At 55.0% G+C, this 17,810-nt stretch carries 19 protein-coding genes and 1 other annotated feature; of the genes, 14 read left to right on the top strand and 5 right to left on the bottom strand.

Features of this window, described 5'->3' with window-relative positions:
- Nucleotides 1-294: 294 nt before the first annotated feature.
- The 14 genes from thrS (at nucleotide 295) to selO (ending at nucleotide 12,942) form a co-directional block, all read left to right on the top strand.
- Nucleotides 295-2,223, top strand: coding sequence for a threonine--tRNA ligase (thrS, locus tag AAER43_RS09465; protein WP_014883490.1), 1,929 nt, complete (start codon nucleotides 295-297; stop codon nucleotides 2,221-2,223).
- Between the two features lie 3 nt (nucleotides 2,224-2,226).
- Nucleotides 2,227-2,769, top strand: a complete 543-nt coding sequence (infC, locus tag AAER43_RS09470) for a translation initiation factor IF-3 (RefSeq protein WP_059287945.1) — start codon at nucleotides 2,227-2,229, stop codon at nucleotides 2,767-2,769.
- A gap of 97 nt (nucleotides 2,770-2,866) precedes the next feature.
- Complete coding sequence (gene rpmI / locus AAER43_RS09475) at nucleotides 2,867-3,064, top strand: 50S ribosomal protein L35 (protein ID WP_001124225.1); 198 nt, start codon at nucleotides 2,867-2,869, stop codon at nucleotides 3,062-3,064.
- Between the two features lie 50 nt (nucleotides 3,065-3,114).
- A complete protein-coding gene (gene rplT, locus AAER43_RS09480; protein ID WP_000124850.1) occupies nucleotides 3,115-3,471 on the top strand; it encodes a 50S ribosomal protein L20 in 357 nt (118 codons plus the stop codon).
- A gap of 117 nt (nucleotides 3,472-3,588) precedes the next feature.
- Nucleotides 3,589-3,713 (top strand) — a sequence feature (Phe leader region).
- The gene (gene pheM, locus AAER43_RS09485) at nucleotides 3,594-3,638 is read left to right on the top strand and encodes a pheST operon leader peptide PheM (RefSeq protein ID WP_001386830.1); all 45 of its coding nucleotides are present in this window, start codon (nucleotides 3,594-3,596) and stop codon (nucleotides 3,636-3,638) included. It overlaps the preceding feature by 45 nt.
- A gap of 62 nt (nucleotides 3,714-3,775) precedes the next feature.
- Entirely contained in the window at nucleotides 3,776-4,759 is a 984-nt protein-coding gene (gene pheS / locus AAER43_RS09490; protein ID WP_010426091.1) for a phenylalanine--tRNA ligase subunit alpha, read from the top strand.
- A gap of 15 nt (nucleotides 4,760-4,774) precedes the next feature.
- Entirely contained in the window at nucleotides 4,775-7,162 is a 2,388-nt protein-coding gene (gene pheT, locus AAER43_RS09495; protein WP_050861860.1) for a phenylalanine--tRNA ligase subunit beta, read from the top strand.
- A gap of 4 nt (nucleotides 7,163-7,166) precedes the next feature.
- Complete coding sequence (gene ihfA, locus AAER43_RS09500; RefSeq protein WP_003857805.1) at nucleotides 7,167-7,466, top strand: integration host factor subunit alpha; 300 nt, start codon at nucleotides 7,167-7,169, stop codon at nucleotides 7,464-7,466.
- Nucleotides 7,467-7,569: 103 nt separating this feature from the next.
- Nucleotides 7,570-8,550, top strand: a complete 981-nt coding sequence (btuC, locus tag AAER43_RS09505; RefSeq protein ID WP_050861859.1) for a vitamin B12 ABC transporter permease BtuC — start codon at nucleotides 7,570-7,572, stop codon at nucleotides 8,548-8,550.
- 33 nt (nucleotides 8,551-8,583) lie between these two features.
- A complete protein-coding gene (locus AAER43_RS09510; RefSeq protein ID WP_014883493.1) occupies nucleotides 8,584-9,135 on the top strand; it encodes a glutathione peroxidase in 552 nt (183 codons plus the stop codon).
- Nucleotides 9,135-9,890 carry a vitamin B12 ABC transporter ATP-binding protein BtuD gene (btuD, locus tag AAER43_RS09515; protein WP_023332773.1) on the top strand — a complete coding sequence of 252 codons (756 nt, stop codon included), beginning with the start codon at nucleotides 9,135-9,137 and terminating at the stop codon, nucleotides 9,888-9,890. The genes AAER43_RS09510 and btuD overlap by 1 nt, the downstream gene beginning before the upstream one ends.
- Before the next feature lie 74 nt (nucleotides 9,891-9,964).
- Nucleotides 9,965-10,429 carry an NlpC/P60 family protein gene (locus tag AAER43_RS09520; protein ID WP_014883495.1) on the top strand — a complete coding sequence of 155 codons (465 nt, stop codon included), beginning with the start codon at nucleotides 9,965-9,967 and terminating at the stop codon, nucleotides 10,427-10,429.
- Between the two features lie 292 nt (nucleotides 10,430-10,721).
- Nucleotides 10,722-11,432, top strand: coding sequence for an EAL domain-containing protein (locus AAER43_RS09525; RefSeq protein WP_014883496.1), 711 nt, complete (start codon nucleotides 10,722-10,724; stop codon nucleotides 11,430-11,432).
- 67 nt (nucleotides 11,433-11,499) lie between these two features.
- Nucleotides 11,500-12,942 (top strand): protein adenylyltransferase SelO, encoded by a 1,443-nt coding sequence (selO, locus tag AAER43_RS09530; protein WP_050861858.1) that lies wholly within the window; start codon nucleotides 11,500-11,502, stop codon nucleotides 12,940-12,942.
- A gap of 44 nt (nucleotides 12,943-12,986) precedes the next feature.
- On the opposite strand, the gene AAER43_RS09535 is transcribed toward selO, so the two are convergent.
- Genes AAER43_RS09535 through AAER43_RS09555 form a run of 5 tightly spaced genes read right to left on the bottom strand, consistent with a single transcriptional unit; the run spans nucleotide 12,987 to nucleotide 17,761 of the window.
- Entirely contained in the window at nucleotides 12,987-13,757 is a 771-nt protein-coding gene (locus AAER43_RS09535; protein WP_050861857.1) for a 3-hydroxybutyrate dehydrogenase, read from the bottom strand.
- A gap of 10 nt (nucleotides 13,758-13,767) precedes the next feature.
- Nucleotides 13,768-15,159, bottom strand: coding sequence for a GntP family permease (locus AAER43_RS09540; protein ID WP_045135064.1), 1,392 nt, complete (start codon nucleotides 15,157-15,159; stop codon nucleotides 13,768-13,770).
- A gap of 44 nt (nucleotides 15,160-15,203) precedes the next feature.
- Entirely contained in the window at nucleotides 15,204-16,385 is a 1,182-nt protein-coding gene (locus AAER43_RS09545; RefSeq protein WP_050861856.1) for an acetyl-CoA C-acetyltransferase, read from the bottom strand.
- Between the two features lie 9 nt (nucleotides 16,386-16,394).
- Nucleotides 16,395-17,051 carry a 3-oxoacid CoA-transferase subunit B gene (locus AAER43_RS09550; protein ID WP_014883500.1) on the bottom strand — a complete coding sequence of 219 codons (657 nt, stop codon included), beginning with the start codon at nucleotides 17,049-17,051 and terminating at the stop codon, nucleotides 16,395-16,397.
- A gap of 2 nt (nucleotides 17,052-17,053) precedes the next feature.
- Complete coding sequence (locus tag AAER43_RS09555) at nucleotides 17,054-17,761, bottom strand: CoA transferase subunit A (protein ID WP_014883501.1); 708 nt, start codon at nucleotides 17,759-17,761, stop codon at nucleotides 17,054-17,056.
- Nucleotides 17,762-17,810 lie beyond the last annotated feature (49 nt).

The raw sequence follows: 17,810 nt of genomic DNA on the forward strand, positions 1-17,810 counted from the left end.
TGTTCAAAGTTAGCTCAGCATCGGCGAAATGCGAGTGCCAGAGAGACGCAATCTGCAACTATCTGCAACATGCCAGTCCTTCATTGTGGCAGCAGAGGGTGCAATCCCCTTGCTGTTAGTGTTAACATTAAGTCCCTTGCCGTAAACCCGCATTTATCTGAATTCGGCAGGTGCAGGATAACGAACCAATTTGACGATTGTTGGTCAGATGTTTCGTAATCTACTGTTTAATCACGATTATTTTCTTTGTATATGCTCTTATGTGTGGGGCATCACTGCAAATAAGGATATAAAATGCCTGTAATTACTCTTCCTGATGGCAGCCAACGCCATTTCGACCGCGCTGTTAGCCCAATGGATGTTGCCCTGGATATCGGTCCTGGCCTCGCGAAAGCGACCATCGCCGGCCGTGTGAACGGTGAGCTGGTTGATGCGTCCGATCTGATTGAAAACGATGCGACGCTTGCAATCATCACCGCGAAAGACGAAGAAGGTCTGGAGATCATTCGTCACTCCTGTGCGCACCTGTTAGGTCATGCTATCAAGCAGCTGTGGCCAAACACCAAAATGGCGATTGGTCCGGTTATCGACAACGGTTTCTACTATGACGTTGACCTTGACCACACCCTGACCCAGGAAGATATCGACGCGCTCGAAAAACGTATGCACGAGCTCGCCGAAACGAACTATGACGTTATCAAGAAGAAAGTCAGCTGGCACGAAGCGCGTGAAACCTTCGTCAAGCGTGGCGAGAGCTATAAAGTCTCTATTCTTGACGAGAACATCTCTCATGATGACAAGCCCGGCTTGTACCATCACGAAGAATACATCGACATGTGCCGTGGACCGCACGTGCCGAATATGCGTTTCTGTCATCACTTTAAACTGATGAAGATCGCAGGCGCCTACTGGCGTGGCGACAGCAACAACAAAATGTTGCAGCGTATTTATGGTACCGCATGGGCCGATAAAAAAGCCCTGAACGCCTATCTGCAGCGCCTGGAAGAAGCGGCGAAGCGTGACCACCGTAAAATCGGTAAACAGCTTGACCTGTATCACATGCAGGAAGAAGCGCCGGGTATGGTATTCTGGCATAACGACGGCTGGACCATCTTCCGTGAACTGGAAACGTTCGTACGCTCCAAGCTGAAAGAGTACCAGTACCAGGAAGTAAAAGGCCCGTTCATGATGGACCGTGTGCTGTGGGAAAAAACCGGCCACTGGGACAACTACAAAGATGCGATGTTCACCACCTCATCCGAGAACCGTGAATACTGCATTAAGCCAATGAACTGCCCGGGCCACGTTCAGATCTTCAACCAGGGTCTGAAATCCTACCGTGACCTGCCGCTGCGTATGGCGGAGTTCGGTAGCTGCCACCGCAACGAGCCATCAGGTGCGCTGCACGGTCTGATGCGTGTTCGTGGCTTTACTCAGGATGATGCGCATATCTTCTGTACTGAAGATCAGGTTCGTGATGAAGTTAACGCCTGTATTCGTATGGTCTACGATATGTACAGCACCTTTGGCTTCGAGAAGATCGTGGTCAAACTCTCAACGCGTCCGGAAAAACGTATCGGTAGCGATGAGACATGGGATCGCGCAGAAGCGGATCTCGCCGTGGCGCTGGAAGAGAACGGTATTCCGTTCGAATACCAGCTGGGCGAGGGTGCATTCTACGGTCCGAAAATTGAATTTACCCTGTATGACTGTCTCGACAGAGCTTGGCAGTGCGGTACTGTACAGCTGGACTTCTCCCTGCCGCAGCGTTTAAGCGCCTCTTATGTTGGCGAAGACAACGAACGTCAGGTACCGGTTATGATTCACCGTGCAATCCTCGGTTCACTGGAGCGCTTCATCGGCATCCTGACCGAAGAGTTCGCGGGCTTCTTCCCAACCTGGCTTGCGCCAGTGCAGGTAGTGGTGATGAACATTACCGATTCTCAGGCAGATTACGTTAAAGAATTGACGCAGAAACTACAAAATGCGGGCATTCGCGTAAAAGCAGACTTGAGAAATGAGAAGATTGGCTTTAAAATCCGCGAGCACACTTTACGTCGTGTCCCGTATATGTTGGTCTGTGGTGATAAAGAGGTGGAAGCAGGCAAAGTTGCCGTTCGCACCCGCCGTGGTAAAGACCTGGGCAGCCTGGACGTAAGTGAAGTGATTGAGAAGCTGCAACAAGAGATTCGCAGCCGCAGTCTTCAACAACTGGAGGAATAAGGTATTAAAGGCGGAAAACGAGTTCAAACGGCACGTCCGAATCGTATCAATGGCGAGATTCGCGCCCAGGAAGTTCGCTTAACAGGTCTGGAAGGCGAGCAGCTGGGGATTGTGAGTCTGAGAGAAGCAATCGAAAAGGCTGAAGAAGCTGGAGTAGATTTAGTTGAAATCAGCCCTAACGCCGAACCGCCAGTTTGTCGTATCATGGACTACGGCAAGTTCCTTTATGAAAAGAGTAAGTCTTCTAAGGAACAGAAGAAGAAGCAAAAAGTTATCCAGGTTAAGGAAATCAAATTCCGTCCTGGTACCGACGATGGCGATTATCAGGTAAAACTCCGCAGCCTGATTCGCTTTCTGGAAGATGGCGATAAGGCCAAGATCACACTGCGTTTCCGCGGTCGTGAAATGGCCCACCAACAGATCGGTATGGAAGTGCTTAACCGCGTCCGTGAAGATCTGAGTGAACTGGCAGTAGTCGAATCCTTCCCTACGAAGATCGAAGGCCGCCAGATGATCATGGTGCTCGCTCCTAAGAAGAAACAGTAAGGCCTTCAAGCAGCAAAATCTGTGGAGCCTTCGGGTTTCATAGGTTTTGTTCGCCTATGTTTCGTTTATTTAACAATGCGAAGTGGAAGTTATTAAAATGCCAAAAATTAAGACCGTACGCGGTGCTGCTAAGCGCTTCAAAAAAACCGGTAAAGGTGGTTTTAAGCACAAGCACGCTAACCTGCGTCACATTCTGACTAAGAAAGCTACCAAGCGTAAACGTCACCTGCGTCCAAAAGCCATGGTTTCTAAAGGCGATCTGGGCCTGGTAATCGCGTGCCTGCCGTACGCATAAGTCGTTAACGTTTAACTTTTTTAACTTAGAATAGATACAGGAGAGCACACATGGCTCGCGTAAAACGTGGTGTAATTGCACGTGCACGTCACAAGAAAATTTTGAAACAAGCTAAAGGCTACTACGGTGCGCGTTCACGCGTATACCGCGTTGCCTTCCAGGCTGTTATCAAAGCAGGTCAGTACGCTTACCGTGACCGTCGTCAGCGTAAGCGTCAGTTCCGTCAACTGTGGATTGCGCGTATCAACGCAGCAGCACGTCAGAACGGTATTTCTTACAGCAAATTCATCAATGGCCTGAAAAAAGCCTCTGTTGAAATCGACCGTAAGATCCTGGCTGACATCGCAGTATTCGACAAAGTAGCGTTCACCGCTCTGGTCGAAAAAGCGAAAGCAGCACTGGCATAAGCCAGTTGAGAGAGGGGGCTTTGCCTCCTCTTTTCATTTAACACCATCAGAAGATTGACATTTATCCGTGCAGGCTTTTCAATAAGTTCTCAACGGTTTTTACCCAACAAGGTAACGCAAGCATGAATGCTGCTATTTTCCGCTTCTTCTTTTACTTTAGCACCTGACTCCAGGAGGCTAGCGCGTGAAAGATGAAACGAAAAACAGCGCCAGATAAGCCTCCCGATGGAGGCTTTTTTTGTATCTGAATTTGAGAGAATAACTCCACCAAATCGGTGTCTGCACCGACATAATGAGGAAAATCATGTCACATCTCGCAGAGCTGGTTGCCAGTGCAACAGCCGCCATTAATCAGGCCTCAGATGTTGCCGCGTTAGACAATGTCCGCGTCGAATATCTTGGGAAGAAAGGGCACCTGACCCTTCAAATGACAACCCTGCGTGAACTGCCGCCAGAAGAACGCCCGGCAGCGGGTGCGGTGATTAACGAAGCTAAAGAGCAGGTGCAGCAGGCACTGAACGCACGTAAAGCCGAGCTGGAAAGCGCGGTGCTGAATGCGCGCCTGGCCGCAGAGACGATCGACGTTTCTCTGCCGGGTCGCCGTATCGAAAACGGGGGGCTGCATCCGGTTACCCGTACCATCGATCGCATTGAAAGTTTCTTCGGTGAGCTCGGCTTTACCGTGGCGACTGGCCCGGAAATTGAAGATGATTATCACAACTTCGATGCCCTGAATATTCCTGGCCATCATCCGGCACGCGCTGACCACGACACTTTCTGGTTTGACGCCACGCGTCTGCTGCGTACCCAGACCTCTGGCGTACAGATCCGTACCATGAAGGATCAGGAACCGCCAATCCGCATCATCGCGCCGGGTCGCGTTTATCGTAACGATTACGATCAGACCCATACCCCAATGTTCCACCAGATGGAAGGTCTGATTGTTGATAAAAACATCAGCTTCACCAACCTGAAGGGCACGCTGCACGATTTCCTGAACAACTTCTTTGAGGAAGACCTGCAGGTTCGTTTCCGTCCATCCTACTTCCCGTTCACTGAACCGTCTGCGGAAGTTGACGTGATGGGCAAAAACGGCAAATGGCTGGAAGTGCTGGGTTGCGGCATGGTGCATCCAAATGTACTGCGCAACGTCGGTATCGATCCGGAAGTGTACTCCGGCTTTGCCTTCGGTATGGGCATGGAGCGTCTGACCATGCTGCGTTACGGTGTGACCGATTTACGTGCATTCTTCGAAAACGATCTGCGTTTCCTCAAACAGTTTAAATAAGGGCAGGACAGAACAATGAAATTCAGTGAACTGTGGTTACGCGAATGGGTCAATACCACGCTGGACAGCGACGCGCTGTCTGACCAGATCACCATGGCGGGCCTGGAAGTTGACGGCGTTGAGCCGGTTTCCGGTGCCTTCACCGGCGTCGTGGTCGGTGAAGTGGTCGAGTGCGGCCAGCATCCGAACGCCGACAAACTGCGCGTGACAAAAGTGAATGTCGGCGGCGACCGCCTGCTGGACATCGTTTGCGGTGCGCCAAACTGCCGTCAGGGCCTGAAAGTCGCCGTGGCAACCGTGGGTGCGGTACTGCCGGGTGATTTCAAAATTAAAGCGGCTAAACTGCGCGGTGAGCCGTCTGAAGGCATGCTGTGCTCCTTTTCCGAGCTGGGTATTTCCGACGATCACAACGGCATCATTGAGCTGCCGCTGGATGCGCCAATTGGCACCGATATCCGCGAATACCTGAAGCTTGATGACAACACCATCGAGATCAGCGTTACGCCAAATCGCGCTGATTGCTTAGGTATCATCGGCGTGGCGCGCGACGTGGCCGTGCTGAACCAGACCGAACTGAACGCGCCGGAGATCGTACCGGTAGAAGCGACCATCAGTGACGTACTGCCTATTCAGGTTGACGCCGCGGATGCTTGCCCACGCTACCTCGGCCGCGTGGTAAAAGGCATCAACGTGAAAGCGCCAACACCACTGTGGATGAAAGAGAAGCTGCGCCGCTGCGGCATTCGCTCTATCGACGCGGTGGTTGACGTCACCAACTACGTTCTGCTGGAACTGGGTCAGCCAATGCATGCGTTCGATAAAGATCGTATCGAAGGCGGTATTGTTGTCCGTATGGCAAAAGAGGGCGAAACCCTGGTTCTGCTTGACGGCACCGAAGCGAAGCTGAACGCGGATACGCTGGTGATTGCTGACCACAGCAAAGCGCTGGCGATGGGCGGTATCTTCGGTGGCGAACACTCTGGGGTAAATGACGAAACGCAAAACGTCCTGCTGGAATGCGCCTTCTTCAGCCCGCTCTCTATCACCGGTCGCGCACGCCGTCATGGCCTGCACACCGATGCGTCTCACCGCTACGAGCGTGGCGTTGACCCTGCGCTGCAGTACAAAGCGATGGAGCGAGCGACTCGCCTGCTGATCGACATCTGCGGCGGTGAAGCCGGTCCGGTTATCGATGTTACTCACGAAGCGACGCTGCCGAAACGCGCAACCATTACCCTGCGCCGCAGCAAGCTCGATCGCCTGATTGGTCATCATGTTGCCGATGCCCAGGTGACCGACATTCTGACGCGTCTGGGCTGTGAAGTGACCGAAGGTCAGGACGAGTGGAAAGCCGTTGCGCCATCCTGGCGTTTTGACATGGAAATCGAAGAAGATCTGGTGGAAGAAGTGGCCCGCGTATACGGCTACAACAACATCCCGGACGAGCCCGTTCAGGCCGGTCTGGAGATGGGTACCCATCGTGAAGCCGACCTGTCCCTGAAGCGTGTGAAAACCATGCTTAACGACAAAGGCTACCAGGAAGTGATCACCTACAGCTTTGTTGACCCTAAGCTGCAGCAACAGATCCACCCGGGCGAGGAGGCGTTGATCCTGCCAAGCCCAATCTCCAGCGAAATGTCCGCAATGCGTCTGTCCCTGTGGACCGGGCTGCTGGGCACTATCGTTTACAACCAGAATCGCCAGCAAAACCGCGTGCGAATTTTCGAAAGCGGTTTGCGCTTTGTACCGGATAATCAGGCAAATTTAGGCATCCGTCAGGATCTCATGCTGGCTGGTGCTATCAGTGGCAACCGTTATGAAGAGCACTGGGACCTGGCAAAAGGTACGGTTGATTTCTACGATATGAAAGGCGATCTGGAAGCCATTCTGGATCTGACCGGTAAATTATCTGAAATTGAATTCCGTGCAGAAGCGATTCCAGCCCTGCATCCGGGCCAGAGTGCGGCGATCTATTTAGACGGCAAACGCATTGGTTTCATTGGTGTTGTTCATCCTGAGCTGGAGCGTAAGCTGGACCTGAACGGCCGTACCATCGTGTTTGAGCTGGAGTGGAGCCCGGTTGCAGACCGCGTCATTCCTCAGGCGCAGGACGTCTCCCGCTTCCCGGCGAACCGCCGTGATATCGCGGTTGTGGTCGCGGAAAACGTTCCCGCAGCAGATATTTTGGCCGAATGTAAGAAAGTTGGCGTAAATCAGGTAGTTGGCGTAAACTTATTTGACGTGTACCGCGGCAAGGGCGTAGCAGAAGGTTTCAAGAGCCTCGCTATCAGCCTTATCCTTCAGGATACCAGCCGTACACTCGAAGAAGAGGAGATTGCCGCTACCGTCGCCAAATGTGTAGAGGCATTAAAAGAGCGATTCCAGGCATCATTGAGGGATTGAACCTATGGCGCTTACAAAAGCTGAAATGTCAGAATATCTGTTTGATAAGCTTGGGCTTAGCAAACGGGATGCCAAAGAGCTGGTAGAGCTGTTTTTCGAAGAGATCCGTCGTGCTCTGGAAAATGGTGAGCAGGTAAAACTCTCCGGTTTTGGCAATTTTGATTTGCGAGACAAAAACCAACGTCCGGGCCGTAACCCGAAGACGGGGGAAGATATTCCCATTACAGCCCGCCGCGTGGTGACCTTCAGACCCGGCCAGAAGTTAAAAAGCCGTGTCGAAAACGCAACGCCCAAAGCAGAGTAATATGAACTAACCAAAAAGGCCGCCCACGCGGCCTTTTTTCTTTGCGCTCTCTGGCAAACCGACCGTAAAATCAAAGACATCACACGCTAATAAAACCACGCTCATGCTTGATTATGCTCATCGCCAACACCGTTCCGACCGACGTCGCCTGCTATTGCTGGCGCTGTTGCTGATTGTCGCCGCGGGTATCAGCCTCTGCGCGGGCGACAGCTGGATTGGGCCCGAACGCTGGCTGGGGCCTGACGGGCAACTCTTCGTCTGGCAAATTCGTCTGCCTCGCACCGTGGCGGTGATGCTGGTCGGTGCTGCACTGGCGCTGTCAGGTACCGTTATGCAGGCGCTGTTTGAAAACCCGCTGGCGGAACCCGGGCTGCTCGGGGTGTCGAACGGTGCAGGCGTTGGGCTGATTGCGGCGGTAATGCTGGGCGGAGGAGAACTCTCCGGATGGAGTATTAGCCTCAGTGCCATTTTCGGCGCATTACTGATCACCATCATCCTGCTTCGCTTTGCCAGACGGCACTTGTCGACCAGCCGCCTGCTGCTTGCCGGGGTTGCGCTGGGGATCATCTGCAGCGCGCTAATGACCTGGGCGGTTTACTTCTCGACCTCCTTTGACTTGCGTCAGCTGATGTACTGGATGATGGGCGGCTTTGGTGGCGTTGACTGGCATCAGGGCTGGCTGATGGCACTTCTGGTGCCTGGGATTGTATGGGCAGCCCTGCAGGCGCAGCCGCTGAACATGCTCGCGCTGGGGGAGATCTCAGCCCGTCAGCTTGGCATGCCGATGGCGTTCTGGCGTAACGTGCTGGTCATTGCCATCGGTTGGCTGGTGGGCGTGAGCGTGGCGCTGGCGGGAGCGATTGGTTTTATCGGGCTGGTTATCCCGCATATGCTGCGTCTGTGTGGCTTCACGGACCATCGAACCTTGCTTCCGGCTTCGGCCGTGGCCGGAGCCGTCACGCTGCTGGTGGCTGATATCATCGCTCGTCTTGCCCTGACAGGCGCGGAGTTACCGATTGGTGTGGTAACCGCCACGCTGGGCGCGCCAGTCTTTATCTGGCTACTATTAAAATCCGGACGTTAAAAAACGACCCGTAAGACAACCTGAGGGAATGCTATGCAGACTGATATCCTGAATACCGAAGTGACGACCATTGATGGCGAGAAAACCACGCTGGAAAGCTACAAAGGCAACGTGTTGCTTATCGTCAACGTGGCGTCCAAATGCGGCCTGACGCCACAGTACGAACAGCTGGAGAACATTCAGAAAGCCTGGGAGAAAGATGGTTTCACCGTGCTGGGCTTCCCGTGCAACCAGTTCCTGGGCCAGGAGCCGGGCAGCGAAGAAGAGATCAAAACCTTCTGCAGCACCACCTATGGCGTAACGTTCCCGATGTTCAGCAAAATTGATGTTAACGGCGAAGATCGCCATCCGCTATACGCGAAGCTGATTGCTGCCGCGCCGAAGGCCGTTGCGCCTGAGGGCAGTGGTTTTTACGAGCGTATGGCCAGCAAAGGCCGCGCGCCGCTCTATCCGGACGATATTCTGTGGAACTTCGAAAAATTCCTGATCGGTCGCGACGGCCAGGTCGTTCAGCGCTTCTCGCCGGATATGACGCCTGAGGATCCGATTGTCATGGAATCGATCAAGCTGGCGCTGGCAAAATAATGTCACTGCTGATGCAGCTCACGGACGTCGCCGAGAAGGGGCGTCTGGAGCCGATGACCGGCGCTATCAATGCGGGGGAAATCCTGCATCTGGTTGGGCCAAACGGCGCGGGAAAAAGCACGCTGCTGGCGCGGATGGCAGGGCTGACCACCGGGCCCGGGCAGATCACACTGCTGGAACATCCTCTTGCTGACTGGTCTCCCGGCTCGCTGGCCCACCGGCGCAGCTATCTGGTGCAGCAGCAGGTGCCGCCGTTTGCGATGCCGGTCTGGCATTATCTGATGCTGCATTTGCACGACAAACAGAATACGGCACTGCTTACGGAGGTGGCGGCGGCGTTAGGACTGGAAGATAAACTGCCCCGCCATGCCAGCCAGCTTTCCGGCGGTGAATGGCAGCGAGTGCGTCTGGCGGCGGTCATTCTGCAGATCCACCCCGCAGGCAACCCTCACGGGCGGATGTTGCTCCTGGACGAACCCATGAGTGGTCTGGATGTCGCCCAGCAGGCGGCGCTGGATTCGCTGTTAAGCGCGTTGAGCCGGAAAGGTATTGCCGTGGTGATGAGCAGCCACGACCTTAACCATACGTTGCGCCATGCCCATCGGGTGTGGCTACTGTCGCGCGGCAGGATGATTGCCAGCGGCGCGCGGGACCAGGTTCTTACGCCGCCACATCTGGCACGTGCCTATAACATGTCGTTCCGCAGGCTGGATATCGAGGGACATAAGATGCTGATTTCTACGGGGCAGGAGTAACCGTTTCTTGCCTGTTAACACACTTGCGCGCTAAATTACCGAAAGAACAATAAAAGCAGAGGATTCGTCTGAAAATGCGATTCTGGTTTATCCTGGTGGCGGCACTCTTTCTTGCGGGATGCAGCAGCCATCGTGCACCGCCGCCTAATCCGCGGCTTTCAGATTCTATCACCGTCATTGCCAGTCTGAACGACCAGCTGAGCAACTGGCGCGGGACGCCTTATCGCTACGGCGGTATGAGTCGCGGCGGAGTGGACTGCTCTGGTTTTGTGCTGATGACGTTTCGTGACAAGTTTGATTTACAGCTTCCGCGCGAAACGCGTAAGCAGGCTGAAATTGGGACTGAAATTGATAAAGACGATCTGCTGCCGGGAGACCTGGTCTTTTTCAAAACCGGTTCGGGAGAAAGTGGCCTGCATGTCGGCATTTATGACACGGACAACCAGTTTATTCATGCCTCAACAAGCCGGGGTGTGATGCGCTCTTCTCTGGATAATGTTTACTGGCGTAAAAATTTCTGGCAGGCACGACGTATTTAATCTGCCCGAACACGTCTCACTGCCGGCAGGGTAACTATTAAATCATGCCGGTTTTTCTTGAATAAGCTGATTAAAGTTAAATTTACCTAAAATTAGCGTCATCCTTATGTGTCTGTTTTATCTAAAACTGGCTATTACTCTGTAACCAGGATAAGATTATTTTAGATTCAGGGATAAATCTGAAAATTAATACGGAACTAATGAAATTAAACTTATTAAAATCAAGACAGTGGAATTGTGTCGGCAATTGCTCCAGGATGTCCTCTCTCATCTTTAATGCGGGGCGAGTGCAATGATGATTACGCTAGATAATGCATACCAGTCTGAACTGATGCTTTTGCCTGCACGTAATAGTGCTGGCGAGCTTAAAGGTTTAGAAGTTCTGGTTAACTTTACTGGCGTCGGCACCGATGTGAGGATCCCCACTGAGCTCGTTATCCCCCGGCTTTCAGCGGCAGAAGAGTTAGCGCTGTTTAACGAAAAACTGCAATTGCTTGATACCTGTAAACTGTTTTTTATTCAGCATCAGTTAATTGCATGGATAAATATTACCCCGGCTATTGTTGAATTTTTATTAAGTAATGGGAATGCTGTTTCAATTCTTGAGCGGTATCCTTTTCTTGAGTTTACTGTTAATGAGAATTATCCAGGTTTAAATAACGGAAAGGATGATCTGCAACTGGCGAGAATGGCGATCCATTTCCCCCTGGTCCTCGCAAACTTTGGTGCAGGCGCGGCATCGCTCAAAGCTGTCTATGATGGATTATTTAAACGGGTCATTCTCGATAAAGGTTTCATCCAGCAGCGGGCTTCAGAGCTCTCTTTCGAACCTTTTATGCGCGCTATCCTCTGGCAAATAACGCCGCACTGCCAGTCGGTGATCGTCTCAGGTATTGACGACCACGGTCTGCTGCAACGCGTCTTGTCCTTCAATTTTGGCGCCATGCAGGGCACGCTGTGGCCCGCTGTCCCGGCGGAGCACGTCACGACGCTGGTTCAGTAGCGATAACCCTGTCTTTCGCCCGTGTTTAAGTTCGGGCAAACCCTCTACACTAAAAGCAGGAGGACTTATGACCCTGTCTTTTACTGCTCACTGGCATGACGAGTTGCCTGGCTTTTACACCGCACTCAAACCCACACCGTTACACAATTCACGTCTTATCTGGCACAACGACCGGCTGGCCGATGAACTGGCCGTTCCGCCTGAGATGTTTAAGCCTTCCGGGGGCGCGGGCGTCTGGGGAGGCGAAACGCTTCTGCCCGGTATGCAACCCCTTGCCCAGGTCTATAGCGGACACCAGTTTGGCGTCTGGGCGGGACAGCTGGGCGACGGCAGGGGGATCCTGCTGGGCGAACAACAGCTTTCCAACGGAGAGACGGTTGACTGGCATCTGAAAGGCGCAGGTCTTACCCCTTATTCTCGGATGGGTGATGGCCGCGCAGTATTACGTTCAACAATACGTGAATGCCTGGCATCTGAAGCCATGCATGCTCTGGGGATCCCCACCACGCGCGCGCTGTCGATTGTCACCAGCGACACGCCGGTTATGCGCGAAACGGTAGAAAAAGGGGCGATGCTGATGCGTATCGCACAAAGCCATCTGCGCTTTGGCCATTTTGAGCACTTTTACTATCGTCGTGAGACGGACAAGGTTCGTCAGCTCGCGGACTACGCTATTCGCCGCCATTGGGCGCATTTGCAGGATGAGGCTGATAAATACGTTCTCTGGTTCCGGGACGTGGTCGCCCGTACCGCCAGGATGATTGCTCGCTGGCAAACGGTGGGCTTTGCGCATGGGGTAATGAACACTGACAACATGTCGCTCCTCGGGCTGACCTTTGATTATGGGCCGTTTGGTTTTCTGGATGATTATCAGCCGGGGTATATCTGCAACCACTCTGACTATCAGGGACGTTACAGTTTTGACAACCAGCCAGCGGTTGGGCTATGGAACCTGCAGCGGTTTGCGCAAACATTGTCGCCGTTTATGGATGTCGATGCCCTGAATGATGCACTCGACAGCTATCAGGACGTTTTGCTGCGGGAATATGGCACGCTGATGCGCAACAAGCTGGGGCTGATGACCCAGGAGAAAGGGGATAACGAGATCCTGAACGATCTGTTTGCACTGATGGCGCGTGAGGGGAGTGATTATACCCGCACTTTCCGGATGCTGGGCCAGACGGAGCAGCACAGTGCTGCATCGCCGCTGCGCGACGAGTTTATTGACAGGCAGGCCTTTGACGACTGGTTTGCACGTTACCGCTCCCGCTTGCAGCAGGAACAGGTCGATGACGCCGCCCGTCAGACGCAGATGAACGCGATGAATCCCGCGATGGTGTTGCGCAACTGGCTGGCGCAGCGGGCGATTGAACAGGCAGAGCAGGGAGAGTATGACGAGTTGCACCGTCTGCACCAGGCGTTGCGCACGCCGTTTGTCGACCGGGATGATGACTATGTCAGCCGCCCGCCAGACTGGGGCAAACGGCTGGAAGTGAGTTGCTCAAGCTAAACATTTCTGGCCGGGTAGCGGCTTCGCCTTACCCGGCCAGAAACTCACTGTGCCACCCAGCCGCCATCCATATTCCACGCGGCGCCGCGAACGTTAACGGCGCTGTCGCTGCATAAAAACAGCGCCAGTTCGCCCAACTGCTCCGGGGTGACAAATTCACCTGAAGGCTGCTTTTCCCCGAGAAGCTGGTCCCGCGCCAGTTCCGGCGGGACGCCATCCGCGATGCGCTTATCGATTTGCTGTTGTACCAGCGGGGTCAGCACCCACCCCGGGCAGAGGGCATTGGCGGTCACGCCGGTGCGTGCGGTTTCCAGCGCCAGAGATTTGGTAAAACCCACCACGCCATGCTTGGCGGCAACGTAGGCGGACTTCTCTTTCGACGCAACCAGCCCGTGAACGGAGGCGATATTAATGATGCGTCCCCAGTTTTGTTCACGCATGGCGGGCAACGCCAGCCGGCTGGTGTGAAACACCGCAGAAAGGTTAATGGCGATAATGTCGTTCCATTTCTCCACCGGGAAGGTCTCCACCGGAGCCACATGCTGTATCCCGGCATTGTTAACAAGAATATCCACGCCGCCAAACTGCGATTTGGCGTAGCGCATCATGGCTTCAATCTGCAACACGTCACGCAGGTCGGCATCGTGGTAGCCCGGCTTTTTGCCCAGTTGTGCAATTTCTTCTCGCGCTGATTCGCTGTCACCGAAACCGTTGAGAATCAACTGCGCCCCTGATTTCGCCAGCACGCGAGCGATCCCCAGGCCAATGCCGCTTGTCGAGCCGGTCACCAGGGCGATTTTACCGTTGAGATTCATTTTTCTCTCCTTACACAATGCCGGTCAGATAGAACACGGCAATGACAAAAAGCACTGCCAGGCTTTTAATGATAGTGATAGCGAAAATGCCGCCGTAGGCCTGACGATGGCTCAGGCCGGTGATGGCCAGCAAGGTAATCACCGCCCCGTTATGGGGAAGCGTATCCATCCCGCCGCTTGCCATTGACGCCACGCGGTGCAACACCTCAAGCGGGATATTGGCCGCGTGGGCGGCAGCAACAAAGGTGTCCGCCATGGCCGCAAGGGCAATACTCATTCCGCCGGACGCTGAGCCGGTGATCCCGGCGAGAACGGTCACGCTGATGGCTTCGTTCAGCAACGGGTTCGGGATGGCAGACAGCGCTTTAGATAACACCAGAAAACCGGGCAGGGCGGCGATAACCGCGCCGAAACCGTATTCCGAGGCGGTATTCATCGCCGCGAGGATGGCGCCGCTCACCGCCGTTCGGCTGCCTTCTGCCAGACGTCCCCGGATATTGCGAAAACCAAAAATCAACACCAGCACAATACCGGAGAGCAGCGCCGCCTCCACGGCCCAGATGGCGGTGATCTTGCTCACCTCGGTCACAATCGGTTTCGCTAGTCCTGGCAGGGTAAGCTCATGACTCGTACCATACCAGCCGGGGATCCAGCGGGTAAACAGCAGGTTCAATATGCCCACGACCAGCAGCGGGGAGAGAGCAATCAGCGGATGCGGGAGATGAATATTGTCCGGCGTTTCAGGTTCGTTTTTCAGGTCCGTGCCATAACCTTCATTGTTATTGATCGCCTTACGCCGCTGCCGCTCCAGCCAGAGCAGGCCAAAGAAGATAATAAACAGAGAGCCGATAAGACCCAGCCACGGGGCCGCCCAGGCGTTAGTGCCAAAGAAGCTGGTGGGAATAATGTTCTGGATTTGCGGCGTGCCGGGCAGGGCGTCCATGGTAAACGAGAACGCCCCCAGCGCCACGGTAGCGGGGATTAACCGTTTAGGGATGCCGCTCTGGCGGAACAGTTCGGCGGCAAACGGGTACACCGCAAATGCCACCACGAACAGCGACACGCCGCCGTAGGTTAACAGCGCACACACCAGGACTATCACGGGGATAGCGTGCCGACGACCGAGGATCTGGATCGCGGCGGCAACGATGGAGCGTGAAAAACCGGAAAGCTCAATCAGCTTGCCAAACACCGCCCCCAGCAGGAACACCGGGAAATAGAGCTTAACGAAGCCGACCATCTTTTCCATAAACAGGCCAGTAAACGTCGGGCCGACGGCACCCGGATCGGTCAGCAGCACGGCACCAAGCGCCGCAATCGGCGCAAACAAAATCACGCTGTATCCGCGGTAGGCCGCCAGCATCAGTAATCCCAGCGCCGCCAGGGCTATTAACACACTCATTACGACTCCTCACTTTAATTATTATTCGGGTACCAACGAGAGGTTTAACGCTCAACGGTCAGGGCAATGCCTTGTCCGCCGCCAACGCACAGGGTGGCAAGTCCCTTTGTTGCCTCCCGGCGCTGCATTTCATGGAGCAGGGTCACCAGGATGCGACAGCCGGATGCGCCAATCGGATGGCCCAGGGCGATGGCGCCACCGTTAACGTTGACGTTCTGTTCATCCCAGCCAAGCTCTTTGCACACCGCCAGTGCCTGTGCGGCAAAGGCTTCGTTGGCTTCAATGAGATCGACGTCGTCGAGCGTCCAGCCCGCCCGCGCCAGCGCCGTCCGGCAGGCGCTGACCGGGCCGATGCCCATCATCGACGGATCAACGCCCGTCACGGCGTAACTCACAATGTGGCCAAGAACAGGTAACCCGCTTTCCCGCGCCTTTTCCTCGCTCATCAGCAGTACCGCGGCGGCCCCATCGTTAAGGGTGGAGGCGTTCCCGGCCGTGACCGTGCCCTCGTCATGCAAAAATGCGGGGCGAAGCTGTGCAAGCTGCCCGGCGGTGGTTTCCGGGCGTGGCTGTTCATCATGGCGGACAATCTGTGGCGCACGTTTGCCCTGTTTCACCGTCACTGGCGCTATCTCGGCGTCAAACCGACCAGTCTCAATGGCGGACGCCGCCTTTTGCTGTGACCGGAGGGCGAAGGCATCCTGTTGCTCGCGGGAAATGCCGTACTCACGGGCGACGTTTTCCGCAGTGATGCCCATGTGGTAATCGTTGAAGGCGTCCCACAGGCCGTCGGTGATCATGCTGTCCAGCAGGCCCGTATGCCCAAAACGCAGCCCTGAACGTGCGCCATCCAGCAGATACGGGGCGTTACTCATGCTCTCCTGGCCGCCAGCGATAACCACGTCTGCGTCACCGCAGCGGATTGCCTGGGCGGCGAGCTGTACCGCTTTCAACCCCGCGCCGCACACCAGATTGACCGTTGTCGCCGGGGTGCTGACGGGTAATCCGGCAGTGATGGCCGTCTGGCGGGCGGGGTTTTGCCCGCTCCCGGCCGTCAGCACCTGACCGAAAACCAGTTCGTCTATTTGCTCTGGGTGAAGGCCGCTGCTCTCCAGCAGACGCTGTACCGTGACGGCACCCAGCTCAACGGCTGAAAGGGGCGAGAGCGATCCGCGAAAACTGCCAATGGGGGTTCGCGTTGCCCCGACAATCATGACCTTTTTCATGTTGAGTCCTCAGTTGAAGCGCATCTCGCGAACGTCGTCCGCCACAATGATTTTTCCGGCCGTTTTACGGACAATCTCGTCGATACCGACACCCGGGGCGTACTCCCGCAGGATGAACGCGCCGTCCGCTATCTCCAGCAACGCGAGATCGGTCAGGACCCGACGGATGCAGCCCACACCGGTGAGCGGCAGCGTGCAGCGCGGCAGCAGTTTGGAGTCACCGTTTTTTGCAGCGTGGGTCATCACCACAATGATGTTCTGCGCCCCGGCAACGAGATCCATCGCGCCACCCATCCCTTTCACCATCTTTCCGGGGATCATCCACGAGGCAATGTTGCCCTCGACATCGACTTCAAATGCGCCCAGCACGGTCAGATCCACATGGCCGCCGCGGATCATGGCAAACGACTGGGCCGAGTCGAAAATGGCCGCGCCGGTCCGCGCAGTGACCGTCTGTTTACCGGCGTTGATCATGTCGGCATCAAGGCTCTGCTCATCGGGAAAAGCCCCCATTCCGAGCAGACCGTTTTCCGACTGCAGCATCACGTCCATTTCCGGGGGAATATAATTCGCCACCAGCGTAGGGATGCCGATCCCCAGGTTGACGTAATACCCGTCGCGCAGTTCGCGGGCGACGCGCATCGCCATCTGTTCTCGGGTTAACATCGTCAGACTCCTTGCGCGCGCAGCGTGCGCTGTTCAATGCGTTTTTCAAACTGGCCGACAATCAGCCTGTCGACGTAAATTCCCGGCGTATGAATAGCCGACGGAGGCAGTTCACCCGGCGGAACAATCTCTTCCACCTCCACAACCGTGATTCGGCCCGCCGTTGCCATCAGTGGATTAAAATTTTGCGCGGTATGGCGATAGATAACGTTGCCGTACCAGTCCGCTTTCCATCCCTTAACCAGCGCGAAATCACCGGTAATGGCCTCTTCAAGAATGTAATTTTTACCGCCAAACTGGCGCACATCTTTGCCCGCTGCCACGGGGGTGCCATAACCGGTGGCCGTATAAAACGCCGGAATACCGGCCCCGCCCGCGCGGACCTTTTCTGCCAGTGTCCCCTGCGGAGTAAGTTCGATTGCCAGTTCCCCGCTCAGTACCTGCTGCTCAAACAGCGCGTTCTCGCCGACGTAAGACGCCACCACTTTGCGAACCTGGCGCGTTTCGAGCAGTATCCCCAGACCGAAACCATCCACGCCGCAGTTGTTTGACACGACCGTCAGATCTTTCACCTGACGGCGTCGAACCTCTGCAATCAGGTTCTCAGGAATACCGCACAGCCCGAAGCCGCCCGCCAGCAAGGTCATGCCGTCCGTCAGCCCATCCAGCGCCTGCGCATAGCTGCTGACGCGCTTATCCAGTCCTGCCATAGTCATCCCTCCCGTTAACCGTGCCGGTATCATTAGGGGTGGCGACTCA

The organism is Enterobacter sp. FUJ80071 (assembly GCF_038739915.1).
GTDB classification, from domain to species: Bacteria; Pseudomonadota; Gammaproteobacteria; order Enterobacterales; family Enterobacteriaceae; genus Enterobacter; species Enterobacter kobei.